The 13,136-nt window shown below is 55.3% G+C and carries 13 protein-coding genes and 1 pseudogene; 9 read left to right on the top strand and 5 right to left on the bottom strand.

The genetic code is table 11. The features are described 5' to 3' along the window. Both BLX89_RS24725 and BLX89_RS22730 read left to right on the top strand, forming a co-directional pair. Nucleotides 1-325 (top strand): annotated as a pseudogene (locus BLX89_RS24725) (non-homologous end joining protein Ku); the annotation flags it as partial. Between the two features lie 730 nt (nucleotides 326-1,055). Further along, a complete protein-coding gene (locus BLX89_RS22730; protein WP_075293242.1) occupies nucleotides 1,056-1,256 on the top strand; it encodes a hypothetical protein in 201 nt (66 codons plus the stop codon). 1,070 nt (nucleotides 1,257-2,326) lie between these two features. Here BLX89_RS22730 and BLX89_RS24465 read toward each other — a convergent pair. After that, a complete protein-coding gene (locus BLX89_RS24465; RefSeq protein WP_075293249.1) occupies nucleotides 2,327-2,542 on the bottom strand; it encodes a hypothetical protein in 216 nt (71 codons plus the stop codon). A gap of 179 nt (nucleotides 2,543-2,721) precedes the next feature. Beyond that, a complete protein-coding gene (locus BLX89_RS25395; protein ID WP_280950602.1) occupies nucleotides 2,722-2,856 on the bottom strand; it encodes a hypothetical protein in 135 nt (44 codons plus the stop codon). A gap of 336 nt (nucleotides 2,857-3,192) precedes the next feature. On the opposite strand from BLX89_RS25395, the gene BLX89_RS22720 reads away from it, so the two are divergent. The 7 genes from BLX89_RS22720 to BLX89_RS22690 all read left to right on the top strand — a co-directional run bounded on the left by BLX89_RS22720 (nucleotide 3,193) and on the right by BLX89_RS22690 (nucleotide 8,703). Then, a complete protein-coding gene (locus BLX89_RS22720) occupies nucleotides 3,193-3,459 on the top strand; it encodes a DUF2934 domain-containing protein (RefSeq protein WP_075293241.1) in 267 nt (88 codons plus the stop codon). A 234-nt stretch (nucleotides 3,460-3,693) separates the two neighbouring features. Beyond that, complete coding sequence (locus BLX89_RS22715) at nucleotides 3,694-4,506, top strand: chromate resistance protein ChrB domain-containing protein (protein WP_075293240.1); 813 nt, start codon at nucleotides 3,694-3,696, stop codon at nucleotides 4,504-4,506. Between the two features lie 5 nt (nucleotides 4,507-4,511). Further along, nucleotides 4,512-5,918, top strand: coding sequence for a chromate efflux transporter (chrA, locus tag BLX89_RS22710; protein WP_075293248.1), 1,407 nt, complete (start codon nucleotides 4,512-4,514; stop codon nucleotides 5,916-5,918). A gap of 142 nt (nucleotides 5,919-6,060) precedes the next feature. Then, nucleotides 6,061-6,618, top strand: coding sequence for a nutrient deprivation-induced protein (locus BLX89_RS22705; RefSeq protein WP_075293239.1), 558 nt, complete (start codon nucleotides 6,061-6,063; stop codon nucleotides 6,616-6,618). Continuing rightward, on the top strand, nucleotides 6,611-7,027 hold the full coding sequence (locus BLX89_RS22700; RefSeq protein ID WP_075293238.1) for a phage holin family protein: 417 nt from the start codon (nucleotides 6,611-6,613) through the stop codon (nucleotides 7,025-7,027). Before BLX89_RS22705 ends, BLX89_RS22700 begins: the two co-directional genes overlap by 8 nt. Further along, a complete protein-coding gene (locus tag BLX89_RS22695; RefSeq protein ID WP_075293237.1) occupies nucleotides 7,027-8,031 on the top strand; it encodes a DUF3618 domain-containing protein in 1,005 nt (334 codons plus the stop codon). Before BLX89_RS22700 ends, BLX89_RS22695 begins: the two co-directional genes overlap by 1 nt. Nucleotides 8,032-8,457: 426 nt before the next feature. Next, nucleotides 8,458-8,703, top strand: a complete 246-nt coding sequence (locus BLX89_RS22690) for a DUF982 domain-containing protein (protein WP_075293236.1) — start codon at nucleotides 8,458-8,460, stop codon at nucleotides 8,701-8,703. Between the two features lie 86 nt (nucleotides 8,704-8,789). Here BLX89_RS22690 and BLX89_RS22685 read toward each other — a convergent pair whose 3' ends face one another. From BLX89_RS22685 to BLX89_RS22675, 3 genes are read right to left on the bottom strand one after another with little or no spacing between them, the layout of a single operon-like run. Further along, nucleotides 8,790-9,860, bottom strand: a complete 1,071-nt coding sequence (locus BLX89_RS22685; protein WP_075293235.1) for a lipocalin-like domain-containing protein — start codon at nucleotides 9,858-9,860, stop codon at nucleotides 8,790-8,792. Next, nucleotides 9,850-12,258: an ABC transporter permease gene (locus BLX89_RS22680; RefSeq protein WP_075293234.1), complete on the bottom strand. Its 2,409-nt coding sequence runs from the start codon at nucleotides 12,256-12,258 to the stop codon at nucleotides 9,850-9,852. Before BLX89_RS22680 ends, BLX89_RS22685 begins: the two co-directional genes overlap by 11 nt. Then, a complete protein-coding gene (locus BLX89_RS22675) occupies nucleotides 12,255-12,914 on the bottom strand; it encodes an ABC transporter ATP-binding protein (protein WP_075293233.1) in 660 nt (219 codons plus the stop codon). Before BLX89_RS22675 ends, BLX89_RS22680 begins: the two co-directional genes overlap by 4 nt. Nucleotides 12,915-13,136 lie beyond the last annotated feature (222 nt).

Raw genomic sequence — 13,136 nt, 5'->3', positions numbered from 1 at the left:
GTGGACCCTTCGCTTCGGCAACGAGGTCCGTCCCGAAACTGAGTATTTCAAGGAAATTGATAAAAAAGCCGACACGAAGGTCGTCTCCGCAATGGAGAAGGTCATCAAAAAGCAAACGAAAAACTGGACGCCGGAAATGGCCAGCGATCCAGTCCAGGAAAGTCTCCTGAAGCTCATTGCGGAGAAGAAGAAGGACCTGAAGCCGAACAAGGAGGGCGCAAAGGAAAAATCCGCTTCGGGTGCGAAGGACAGCAATGTCATCGATATCATGGATGCTCTGAAGAAGTCGCTCGAAAAAGCCCGTCAAACGCGGAAAACAGGCTAACTGGAAGAGAACGTTATGATCAGGCCTCCGAACTCAAACCTACGAGACGACGACCTAGAATGTCAGGAGGCGCTTGAGCCAGCATTTATGGCTCTGGTCGATGAGGCGATCAGAGCTGGCTGGTCACGCGAGCAGGTTGTCCAGTCGTTATCCGACCTCGCCGATCACATCTGGTTCGACGATCAGAATTTTCCAGACGACCCGGATCGCAAACCGGTTAGCCGATCAATGTAATGCGGTGCTTGACAAAGTGAAAATCGATTATTCGCGACCTTCGCCCAGGGGGCAAACCGCCAGAGGGCCTGGTTGAGCAGCGCCGGTTGTTATACAGCACGCTCCCCGTCTTCGGGGGCATCATGCACCTTCAAGCGCCATTCTCTCAATGAAACGCGCTTTATCACCCGGTTCGCAAAGCACTTGAAGGGGGATAGGTTTTGGAAACTGCGCTTCGATATCCATTTCTACCGCAAGCCGATCAGTGATGGAAAACGATGGTAAGCAGGATCAGAAAAATTCTGACCGTACAGCAACGTGCGGCCATATCTGAACACAACAAAGGTGGCAGCGGAAGCCACCGACGAAGAAGCGATTAAGCGACGAGAAAACCTCCCGCCTCCGTGCGCTGCGGTTGGCTGCCGGACGGCCAGGCGAACAAATAGCCGCTTCACCTGAATCTCTGGAACCAAAGTCAGACCGCTTAAGTTAGTGACCGTCATGAAGGAGACCACAAATGGGAATTACCAGTCCAAAAGACGGTGCCGCAGGAACGACAGACCAGTCGCCGCGTTGGGAAGGCCCTGAAGCGAACCGACCGCGTGGCTATCTTCCAGCCGAGGATGATCCAGATTTGGATCAGGATGCTGTCGGGGAGACCAACAAAGACCCAGAACGGCCTAAGGTCTCGGATGCTTTAAAAACTAAAGGCGAGTGACAACTAGCAAAGGACCGGAAACCACCGTCGTTAGTGAATTGCTGTTCTCGCAATTGATCAGCATTGATATCACGCGTCATGGAAATTGGCCAAGAGACCGCTCCAGGATCTGTGGTAACGCACCCGTATGTCGGTGGTGTCAAGCGCTTGGCGCAGAAGTTTGCGGCGATTAGCCAACCGGAGTGGGCGTGGAAGTCGAATCTACCTCCCTGCAGACGCTGCTATCCATGCTATCGCCCGCGCGGTGCTAACAGCTTCCCATCCTGCTGCAGCTTTGAGATCAAGACACAGTTCTTTCGTCTTCCTCATGGGGCTCATTAATCTTGCTCATGGGGGTGATTGACCTTTGCCGCCGCTGAATTTGAAATGCCTCGCTTTCAACTTGACGTTATTCGGAGGCGCAGTTGGTTCGGAAGTGCGAGATTACTCGATATCGATAAACACAAGCGTCGATGTTCCTCCGGAACAATTTCACTGTACATCTGTTGTATCTGCGTATGGACCTGAGCCTTAGGTCGTATCCGGACTGCGGGCGCTTCGCTGCCCATCGAAGCGCCCGTTCTTTCTTTTCGCCGTACAGTAGGTTGCAGCTACTCGTCCTTAATTGCATGCGCAGCAGTCTCGATGTTGGGGAACATTGCTCCCCTCCCGAGGTTGATACCTCGAGATGAGAAGGACTCAACCATGAACAATCGAGCGCATCAATCAACGAACGAGCATTCTTGCAGTGGGAACGGAAGCGGAAATTTACGGCCGTCACAACGATCACTGGCACCAAGCAGAGCGCGAGGTTAACGCAAGGGAGTCGAGTTTCTCGACTGCCGCGCCTGTGGGACATGCTACCGGACTGCAGCCAGTGGCACCCCAGGCCGGCACGGAACAGCAGGACGTTCCTCCCGCTGGCAAGTGATTGATATAGCGAGGCATGCCGTGACGAACAGGAAAATTCTAGGTTTAATCGTTGCAGTGGCAACCGTGGTCATTCTGCTCTTGTTCTACAATTCCTACTATCGTTCGACCTCTCACAACGGCGTAGGTCTGCCCGGGGTCACCGATCATGGCCAATAAACCTACGGCTGGCCCGCTTTGCCCACAAGTGCGCGCAATGATGCAAAGTCATGCACGCCCTGCTTGTAGAGTTGAATTATAAGCGCCGCCAGATCGCGCGCTGTCTCACTTCCGCGATCAATTCGCTGTGCGTCGCAAATCAAGTCGAATGCCGTCTGACACGTTTCGACGTCAGGTAGTAAAAGTGGCTCGTCGTGGCGAATATATTTGTCGGCCATAGCTTTTGCTTCTCGAGCACTCAAGCTACCAGGCTCCGACGACCCGGTGCGTTGCCAAGGGAGCGACATTGCCTGCACAGGAAGCCCTGCCTCGAGCCATGCAGCCACAAAAGCCTCGCGCGCGATAGCGACAGCGTATGCTTGACTAAGGCAGAACAGCATCTCTGGCACGCGCGGTCTTAGCGCTCGCCCCGTTGGAGCGGACACTCGTTTTCAAGGAAGTCAATCGTGTCGTGCAAAACCTCGGATGCGCGGGTCAGGCCGTTTGGGAAAATGACATGCGGAGGGACAGAGAAGTAAACTTCGGTCAGCATCTATTTCCTCCTTCAATGCGAACCTTGATAAATCTCGTGTCGTGGGAAACAAGCTTCAAGGGGATGGGGGGGGAGTACCGACCGACGTTGATACTACAACCTCGAAGGTGCAAGCATAAAGCGCTTACAGGCGGACCTGATCATGGCAAGGCTCCCACTCCACCCCGGCGAACATAGGCGCTTCACAAGAAGATAGTGAGTGGCCTGTTATACGGCAGAAAAAACAAGCCCGACAGGAGTGAACTTGCCGCCTGCCATTCTTCGCTATCCGGGCTCTCTATTGGAACATTCAATGACCTCGCGAAGTTTTCCTTTCGATGCAAAGAGAGGTCAGTCATGGAAAATCGCGAACAAAGAATACGAGAACGCGCTCATTCACTTTGGCAATCGGACGGCGGAATCGATGGGCGCCACGACGAACATTGGCTCCAGGCTGAGCGAGAAATCGACAATGGGGACGGCGAGATCGGTCCGGACGACGAACCGCGTTTAGAAGTTCTGCGGGAAGCCAAACGACAAGGGTCTGATGCCTTCATCGTCCCGTCGGATTTAGAAGATGCAGACCAGCGGGAAGCAGCCCCGGGCACGCGGGAGCAGCCTTAGAGGCGGCGGCTCGGCGGCTATTCGCCAGCCCCTTAAATTTTACCAGCATTGTCTCGCGTCCGGGTTTTTTACGGATGTTCGTTGTCATTGATTGAAACCCGGTCCGGGCCTTCTCAGGCTGCTTGACAAAGCGACTTGTCACTGCAAAATCTGCGGAATGGGGTAGCGATCACCCCACGAGGCCACGGCTAGAGAATCGCGTCCTGCAAACCCGAGTCAACGGAGGGACGCATAATGCCGTCGTTTTTGGAAATCGCACCTGAAAAACTCAAGCGGATGATCGGCACGCCAGGGCTGCCGCTTCTGATCGATGTGCGTAGCAACGAAGACTACGCTGCCAATCCTAGTTTCATTCCAACGTCGATCCGTCGCGATTATCGCACTGTCGCCGAATGGGGACCCAGTATTGCCGGGCCATCGATTATCGTTTGCCAGAGAGGTCTTAAACTCAGTCATGGGGTGGCTGCGTATTTGAGAGCTTTAGGCAAAGACGCCGAAGTCCTTGAAGGCGGCACCGAAGCTTGGCGAGATGGTAAGGGAACGCTGGTTTCCGCCGATAAGGTTCCTCCGCGCGATGCAAGTGGCCGAACGATTTGGGTGACCAGATCGCGTCCCAAGATTGACCGGATAGCTTGCCCCTGGCTAATAAGACGTTTTGTCGATCCATCCGCGGCCTTCCTCTTCGTCCCCGCAAATGAGGTTTCAGCCGTAGCAGAACGGTTCGACGCTACGCCCTTCGACATTGAGGATGTATTCTGGAGTCACCGAGGCGAGCTATGCACCTTCGACGTCATGATCGAGGAATTTGGCCTTCGATCGAAGCCTTTGGATCACCTTGCGACCATTGTGCGGGGAGCGGACACAGCCCGGCCTGAACTCGCGCCTGAGGTCGCTGGGATGCTGGCCGCTTCACTTGGCCTATCGCGGATTTTCAACAACGATCTCGAACAACTGGAAGCGGGCATGACACTTTACGACGCCTTCTATCGCTGGTGCCGAGATGCCACCGACGAAACGCACACCTGGCCTAACCCGAGGAAGGGATGACCATCGTGACCGACCTCACAAAATCTGACGTTTCAAGTCCTCTGGAAAATTGCACTGATATCGTACGATTCTCAGAAGCGGTGAAGGTCTGGGCGCGCGTGGCTGCACTCAGCTTCGGAGGTCCGGCCGGGCAGATCGCTGTCATGCACCGGATCGTTGTCGACGAAAAGAAATGGGTAGGCGAGCACCGGTTCCTGCACGCGTTGAACTACTGCATGCTGTTGCCCGGCCCCGAGGCTCACCAGCTCGCCATCTACATCGGCTGGCTCCTTAACAACACCAAAGGAGGCATGATTGCTGGCCTTCTGTTTGTATTGCCAGGGTTCCTGTCGATCCTTGCCCTTAGCTACATCTATGTGATCTTTGGTCAGGTCACAACTATCGAGGGTATGTTCTTCGGGCTGAAATGCGCGGTTCTCGCCGTCGTCATCCAGGCAGTATTCCGCATCGGAAGTCGAGCCATCAAAAACAATGTGATGCTAGCGATTGCTGCAGCGGCCTTCATCTCCATCTTCATCCTTCACGTGCCGTTCCCCCTGATCATCATCGGCGCCGGTATCATCGGATATTTCGGTGGTCGTACAGGTGTGCAGGCCTTCAAGGTTGGCGGGGGTCATCAATCAGGCTCAGGTAAAATCCTGGCGGACCGTGACTCGGTTCTGGGCGAGGATATACCTCACCATGCAAGGCCCAATCTCGCTTGGTCGCTCAAAACTTCTGGTGCCTTGGCAGCCTTGTGGTTGGTTCCTGTGGCGGCACTTGTTCTGACGCTCGGATGGGACAACGTGTTTACGAAGATCGGATTGTTCTTCAGTCAGATGGCCGTTGTCACTTTCGGCGGGGCATATGCGGTCCTCGCCTACGTCGCCCAGGCTGCCGTGGTGAACTATGGGTGGCTTCGTCCGGGGGAAATGCTCGACGGTCTTGGCATGGCAGAAACAACTCCTGGACCGCTGATCATGGTCACGCAGTTTGTCGGCTTCCTTGCTGGCTATCGTGACCCCGGCTCTCTGTCACCTTTAGTCGCTGCCACGATTGGGGCTATTCTCACGACCTGGGTGACGTTCCTGCCGAGTTTCCTTTGGATATTTGCAGGAGCGCCGTTCATTGAGAAAATGCGCGGGAATGCCGCCCTCGGTGGGGCTATGTCGGCTATTACAGCTGCCGTGGTTGGTGTCATCCTCAACCTCGCGATTTGGTTTGGGCTTCACGTTCTCTTCGAAAACGTCACGACTTTTTCGATAGGAGTATGGTCGATTGATCTACCCGTTATTGCCTCAATTGTGTGGCCATCGCTAGTGCTTACTATACTTGCCGCCGTGGCGATCTTTTGGCTTAAGCTGTCAGTGATCTCGGCGCTGCCGGCGTGTGCCGCCCTTGGGGTCGCGTGGAGCCTTTTTCAGGCTTCTTGATCCAAGCACCTGTCCCCGACCAATTTCCAGACACGTTGAGGATTTGCTGGTGGGCTGCGGCAGTTGCAGTGCGGGAACAAACCCATCCCCCTGTTGTTCACGAATTTGCCCCACCGCAATTCAACAATCATGGGAGGTTTAAATGCAGAATGAATTCCTTGATCGCCCGGACAGAGAACATCCAGGGTCACAACCATCGTCCGCTCAGCCGGGTTCGTCTTCAGACGCGCAGGTGACCTTTTCCGAATTGAAAGAAAAGGTCACTGAAGATTTTTCTTCCGTGTCTGACGCAGTCAAAACTGGGGTCGAGACAGCTACCGGGAAGGTTAAAGAGGCGGCGTCGGATAAAGCAGCATATTTTGCGAAGCAGGTCGAGAGCGTTGCAGCCGCTTTGCAGAAAGTTGGATCTGAGCTCGAAGCGTCCGAAGAGGCAAGCATTGGACGGTATGCTACGCAGATCGGACAAAGTGTTCAGACCTTCGCCAACCGGATAGAAGGCAAGGACATCAGCGAAATTGCCAGCATGGCCGAGGAATTCGGGCGTAAGCAGCCACTGGCATTTCTTGGCATCGCGGCACTGGCGGGCTTGACCGCCAGCCGGTTTTTGACCGCTTCGGCGAAACGAGCAAACACCAGTTCCACTAGATCCGCGCCAACATCATATAAATCCAGCATGACGGAGGGGCGTTCACGTGGCTAAATCTTCCGAAAATGCCCCACTCTCCGAATTAGTTAGCGGTCTGGTATCCGACGTCACCGGTTTGCTTCGGAAAGAAATTGATCTCGCCAAAACTGAAGCCTCCGAGAAGCTGAAGCAGGCGATGAGAGGTTTTGAAATCCTGATCGTTGGGCTTGTTCTTGCTATTGGCGCGGTCGGCGTCCTTCTCGGTGCTCTGGTGGGCGCTATCGCGGCCTTTCTGGTTGAGCAAGGTTTCAACGAGGCGAGCGCAAGCGCGCTTGCCTCCCTCTTTGTTGGCGTCGTTATCGCTTTGATCGCGTGGGGTCTGGTCTCGCGAGGGATTGCAGCGTTGCGCGGATCAAACCTAGCTCTGGATCGCACTGCGACTTCACTGCGTCGAGACGTCGAGACTGTAAAGGAAAAAATCTGATGGAAACGAACGAGAAAACGTCAGCCGATCTCCAGCGGGAGATTGATCGGGATCGAGAGCGGATCGGTGAGCGGATCGATGCTATCCAAGAGCGTATGTCCCCGGGTCAACTTGTCGATGAAGTGATCGCATATGCAAAAGGGAGCGGCGGCGCGGATTATGTAAATAATCTCGGGCACGCGCTGAAGAACAACCCTTTACCCGTTGCTCTGATAGGTGTGAGCCTCGCATGGTTGATGGCAAAAGGATCAACGCCTACAGAAGGAGGTTCAGCCTCGTCCCCGGTTTCCGAATATCCACTTTATCGAGCTGACGGACCGGTTCGGCGTCTTGGACCTCCGGTGGACGAATTTGGCTCACGCTATAGCCAATTTTCCGACAATTCCGGGAAGCGGCTTCGTGCTTTGACCGATGAGTCAGGTCGACGAGCTGGCCATTTCGTCGATGAAGCCGGTACCACGTACCGGGGATTTGCTGATGCTAGTGGCAAGCAGATTGATGAGATCATGGATGAAACAGGCGCTGTTTTCGACGTAGCGTCCGGGTGGCTCTCAGAAAAATGGGAGAAGACGAAGAATACCGTCAGCGGCATCGGTACAGCAGCCAGTTCTGCCGTTCATTCGATGTCCGACCATGCATCCGAGACGGCTAGCTCTGTACGCGGACAGACGGACAAGCTCAACGAGATGATGTTGAACCACTTCCGGGATCAGCCGCTCGTTGGAGGTGCCTTGGCGTTTGCTGTCGGGGCAGCGATTGGAGCGGCACTCCCTCCTACGGAGGTTGAGGACGAGCTTGTTGGCGGTGCGGCCGACAACACAAAAGATATGGTCTCGGCTGAAGCACGCGACGCCGTGCAGAAGACAAAGGAAGTGGCCTCTAACCTTAGTGAAAGGGTGGTAGACGCGGCTTCCGCTGCTCACGACGACCTTCGTGACCGCGTAGTGGAGGAAGTTGATGCCCTCAGGAAAGGTTCATCAGATCGGGGCCCTGGCCAAGCTTAAGGCGACAATTCCGTCGCGTTTCTGACCCGGCAATGCAAATTGCCGGCTCAGGACTTCATCAGTCCGGCGTAAATTTCCTGAGAACAAGTTGTCGCCTCATCCGCCCTTGGTTACCGGGGGAACAGTGCGTCCTCGTCGGACGGGTATTCTATGCTGACGAGGAGTTAGCTATGGAGCCAGTGATGACAGTTATTCATGATCCGATTTCGAAAACTGCTTTGGTTGAATTTGGCGAGTACGTCGTGAGTCTGCCCGGCCCCTTCCCAACTCGGGATGCAGCGGTAGCGGCCGCCAAAAGATATTTTGAGGCGCGTTCGGCTCTTCGCGGGGATGTAGCCTCGCAACCGATCCCGGACTAAAGTCCCACGTCTGGAACTTGGCTGCTTGCATCGAATTATGTGAACGAACCGACAGCAGGAGCTACCTATGATCGTGGAAATCTGGGACCGGCCAGTGGAAGTGTCTTTTGACAACGGGAATCATTTTCTGAGCGTTCGAAACAGCCGAGAAGCCCTCGCCTGCTTGATGGCCAAGTGGCCATCGAAAGGTGGAGCCCACTATGCAAGGGCAAAACGAACCTGTTTGAAAACAATCGAGACCCAAGCGGGCTCACAAGCGGCTTCTGAGGCTTTCTTGGAAGCTGCACGCGTAGCTGGAGTTCTCCGTAACTGACGCATATTCCTAATCGTCGACCTTATGGAGATTGCCGATTTTGCTGGTAGAGGTTTAGGCCGATTACGTATGCAGCGTTCGCTAAACTAGTACCCTGTCATTTCCAAATAGCCAACTCCCGTCGCTGTGCCGGAAAAGCCTATCGGGCCCTCCCAATACGGCGTTTTCGTCGCCATCCAAGCCTGATCGAACAACGGCCGGGTCGTAATGTCCAATGAATATGCCGGAATCTGGATACGCCACGCGACGGGCAAGGTTCGGCCGGCAACGGCGGCCTGTCGTACGGGCTCCAAATGAATGTCGTTTTGTGAGATGAGCGTTGTTTTGCCGTCGTCGGCAATCCAATTCGCCGATATGAAGCCATCCTTGTTGTCGCGCAGCCTGAACAACATCAGCTTCTCCCCGTTATCGAAGTGGAGCGAAAACCAGTCCCACCCGGTCTGATTTGAAGCCAATGGTTGGGAAGACCACTCTCTGTCGAGCCAAGCTTGACCGCTGACGACGACCTCCACCCCCTCCACCTTGATTACACCGCTCGCCTGGTAGAAGGGCTGCGAATAGTAGTAGGAAGCTTGCCCGCTTGCCGATTTCAATGAATATCCGCGATCTCCCTGTAGCACCAAAGGGCCTTTGGACCTCAACGTTAGGCTGTAGCGAAAATCTCGGCCGTTTGCGCGGAGCAGAAGTTCATCAAGTTCGTCAGCGCCCGCACGCGCGAAGCTCTTCATTGTCCAGTCGTCGATCCAGGCCTCAAACGGGTTAGTCGCAACGTTCGCTTGGCCGACGCCTCCCCGGGACAGGCGCTCAGCGATATACTGTCTGCTTTTTGTGGTGACGGCCGCGTGTCCTATCCAAATCTGGGGGTCTGCGAAACCTGAAGCGACGCCAGGAGCCAAAGCTGATCGGAACAGCGTCCACTGGGCCCCATACCGTGCACCATCCTCGCCCTCGAGATTTGCCGTCACATACCACCATTCAATGCGATAGTCCGGATGAGCGCCGTGATCGGAGGGAAATGATAATGAGCGACCTCGCTCGGGGATTTTAAAGCCCTGGGCACTGGAGCCAAGTCTGGCAAAGCCGTTTGACTGGCTATGGCCGATTGACGCAGTCAATGTCAGGACGAGCACGATGGCGAGCAGCACCTTAGCGTTCATCGGCAAAAATTCTCAGCAAGTCAGCTGGATTGATGGTTGCAAGACGCCAGACCGGCACGAAAACGGACATTAGCGCCGCGATGAGGGCAACAGCTCCGAGCCAAAGCCAATCGTGTGGGAATATGGTCATTGGCAGGCGCCAACCGAATGCCTCGACGTTCACAATCGCTAGCAGTACCCACGCCAGGCTTAGACCGACAGGGACAGCTGTGATGAAGGTCGCCAGCCACAGTGCTAATGTGCGAAATACTTCGTATAATGCGAGATTGCGCCTTTTGATTCCCATTGCCCACAATGGCGCGAGTTGTGGAAGGCGAATACCGGAAAGCGTAAGTAGACTTGAGAACACCGCGAAGCCCGCTATCGCGAGCGTCAGGACGTTAAGCGCTCCGGTCACACTGAAAGTTTGCTCAAAGACGGCTCTCGACTGCTGTTTCAGGGTCGCCTGGTCGATGATCGCTGCTTCACTCAAACCAAATTCTGTAACGAGCCGCTGCCTGAGACTGGGAACCTCCGCCGGTGGAACGCGTATCCCGTAGCGAAGCTTGGGGACGTCAGGGTAGTGCGCAACAAGTGGATCTATTCCTATGATAACCTGCCCGCTCGGATTGCCGTAGTCCGAATAGACACCGACAACGGTGGCCTCCCACTCACCAGGCATCGGGATCGTCTCACCGAGTTCTGCATCGCCACGTCTCCAAAGCTGTTCATTGATCAGAGCACCTTTTCCCAATGCGACCATATCCCACGCATAGCGATCTGCAACAATGAGCGGCCAGTGGTCCCGATACGTCGAATGATCTGCCACTCCAAAGATCTGCATGTGCTCGCCCCTGATATTTGCCTCGACACTCCAAATGGGCAGGACGGCGGCCGAATATCGGGGAAGCCATTCTCGAAGTCGTTTAGCCTCGTCCTCATCTTTGGCAGTCACGTAGAGTTCAGCAGCCAGTCGCTGATCCAGCCAGCCAATGAAGGTCAGCCGGAAGCTCGAAACCATGGTGCCGACGCCGATATTTGCCGATAGGGCGAGAAGGAGTGCCATCAAAGCAAGCGACAAGCCGGGAAGCTGTAGGCGGGTGTCCGCCCAGAACCACTGCGAGAGCGCCGCCCGGGACATCGGCTCGGCCAAACTCAATATGATGACAAGAACCCCCGGCAACAATAGAGCTGCGCCAAGCAGAAGACACCCAAGGGTTCCAAAGCCTGAAACAAGTCCCGCGCTGGTGATGCCGAGGATCATTGCCAATGCGAGCAGTACGCAACCAACCGCCGACTGCAGTAACACACTCTTTGTCGAGGCTCTTACCCACGCCCTTGGTTGGGCAGCAGCCAGTAATGGCAGCTTCCAGACACGCCAGAGGCTTTGCGCTGATGAAATCGCGGTACCTACCAGGGCGATCAGCAATCCTATGACCCACCACTCCGAGCGAATGGACAGGGCCCCGGAGACAGTCGCGCCGTAGACACTTCTTAACGATGTCGCGACACCCGGCATGAGCGTGGAGGCGAGGAAGTAGCCAAGGATGATCCCAAGGAACCCCGACAGCAAAGCAAGTGTAACGAGTTCAATCACGAGCATCGTAGTTAAGGCCGGCAGCGAAATCCCGAGTGAGCGCAACGTTCGGAAGGTCCCTCGCCGCTGTTCGAACGTTAGACCAGCTGCAGAGTACACAATAATAAGTCCGACAAGGAACGAGAGGTGGCCGAACGCGGTGAGATTGAGGTGGAAGCTGTCTGTCAAACGACTGACATCGGGCCTATCGGCGCTCTCCTGGACCAAAACGTCAGGACTGATCCGCTCTACAGGCGCCACGTCCGCTCTTTGCTCGGGTGCAACAACTAGCCTGCTGATCTTGCCTTTGACTCTCAAAAGACGGTCGGCGGCAGATATGTCCAGGATTGCCGCGTCCTCTGGGACCTGATCAGACACCTTGATTGTCATGTCAGTGCGGCCTCGGAGCTTTAACGCCGTGTCCGCTGAAACCACAAGCTGTCCGCGTTCAGAAAGAAAATCTGGGAGGTCGGCCGCGGTTGTGATGCTACCGATTTGCCCCTCTTGCGGCATGGTTAGAGGCTCGATGCCGATCAGTTTGATCCGCACAGGTCCGAAGCGGTATAGGCCCTCTATGACGGGTGAGACGTCCCAGCCTCCCCTCCGAAGTTTGGCGTATGTTTTGATCGAAATTCCATTGCCGTTCTTGGCAACGACTTGTCGGAGCGCCCCTTGCTCCAGAACCGACGCGGCCCTTTGATAGCTGGCCCGCGCTTCCGCGTTGATGGCTTGAACGCCCGACCAGAGGGCTGTGGCTAGAGCAATCCCTGTCACCAGGGTCAGCAATTGCAACGGCCTACGTCTCCAGTGTGACAACAGGGCTTCAAATGCAGTAAAATTCATTCGACAATCCTGCCGCCCTGTAGGAGGACCTTTCGATCAAGGCGATCTGCCAACCGGGAAGAATGGGTCACAAGAAGAAGTGCGGACCCGGCATCCTTGGCCATCGAGAGCATGAGATCGAGAACCGCATCGCCTGTCGCCTCGTCGAGATTGCCGGTCGGTTCGTCGGCAAGAATCAGTGGCGGACGGGCGGCCAATGTGCGGCCGATCGCGACACGCTGCTGTTGCCCGCCTGAAAGCTGCTCAGGATACCTGGTAAGATAGGACCTCAACCCAAGGCGCTCTATCAATGTCCGCTCCCAATCCGGATCATGTCTATCTGCGAGCTTTGCATGAAACGAGATGTTAGCCGCGACGTCCAACGAGGGGATCAAATTGAACTGCTGGAATACGAGACCGACTTGGTATCGGCGATAGTTTGCGCGCTCGCGTTCACTGAAAGTTGAAAGCTCTTGACCTGACATAAGCAGAGAACCGCTGTCCGGGTGATCGAGTCCACCAGCTAAGTGGAGCAACGTACTTTTGCCGCTTCCGGATTCACCGGTGAGCGCAACGCTTTTCCCCTCAGGTAAAACAAGATCAACGCCCTTTAAAATTTCAATCGTGCCTTCGGTGGTCGAGTAAGTCTTCCGGACGTTTGACAGACTGAGGATCATCTTGCGTACTTCCTCATGCAGACGAAGAGGGTACCTATGCTCGCCACCCTGAACCGGATCAACTTATTCAGCAAGCGCGTGTTCCTCCTGGTAGAGGCTGATGCCAGCCGGTACCCTGCAGAAAATGCTTGTTCGCCTATTGGCAGATGTCCCAGCTGCATTATCTCACCGAACGGCATGCTGCACGCGGTGTCTGTCAAGCACCGACTTCCGTGCCACAAC

The organism is Pararhizobium arenae, assembly GCF_001931685.1.
GTDB lineage: Bacteria > Pseudomonadota > Alphaproteobacteria > Rhizobiales > Rhizobiaceae > Pararhizobium > Pararhizobium arenae.
Note: the sequence above shows the minus strand (reverse complement) of the source record. Positions and strands in the feature narration are given on the sequence as shown.

Bases quoted from the DNA above. Each gene is read 5' to 3' on its own strand.
- BLX89_RS22730 (WP_075293242.1), top strand. From the start codon at position 1,056: ATGGGAATTACCAGTCCAAAAGACGGTGCCGCAGGAACGACAGACCAG.
- BLX89_RS24465 (WP_075293249.1), bottom strand. From the start codon at position 2,542: ATGGCCGACAAATATATTCGCCACGACGAGCCACTTTTACTACCTGAC.
- BLX89_RS25395 (WP_280950602.1), bottom strand. From the start codon at position 2,856: ATGCTGACCGAAGTTTACTTCTCTGTCCCTCCGCATGTCATTTTCCCA.
- BLX89_RS22720 (WP_075293241.1), top strand. From the start codon at position 3,193: ATGGAAAATCGCGAACAAAGAATACGAGAACGCGCTCATTCACTTTGG.
- BLX89_RS22715 (WP_075293240.1), top strand. From the start codon at position 3,694: ATGCCGTCGTTTTTGGAAATCGCACCTGAAAAACTCAAGCGGATGATC.
- BLX89_RS22705 (WP_075293239.1), top strand. From the start codon at position 6,061: ATGCAGAATGAATTCCTTGATCGCCCGGACAGAGAACATCCAGGGTCA.
- BLX89_RS22695 (WP_075293237.1), top strand. From the start codon at position 7,027: ATGGAAACGAACGAGAAAACGTCAGCCGATCTCCAGCGGGAGATTGAT.
- BLX89_RS22690 (WP_075293236.1), top strand. From the start codon at position 8,458: ATGATCGTGGAAATCTGGGACCGGCCAGTGGAAGTGTCTTTTGACAAC.
- BLX89_RS22685 (WP_075293235.1), bottom strand. From the start codon at position 9,860: ATGAACGCTAAGGTGCTGCTCGCCATCGTGCTCGTCCTGACATTGACT.
- BLX89_RS22680 (WP_075293234.1), bottom strand. From the start codon at position 12,258: ATGAATTTTACTGCATTTGAAGCCCTGTTGTCACACTGGAGACGTAGG.
- BLX89_RS22675 (WP_075293233.1), bottom strand. From the start codon at position 12,914: ATGATCCTCAGTCTGTCAAACGTCCGGAAGACTTACTCGACCACCGAA.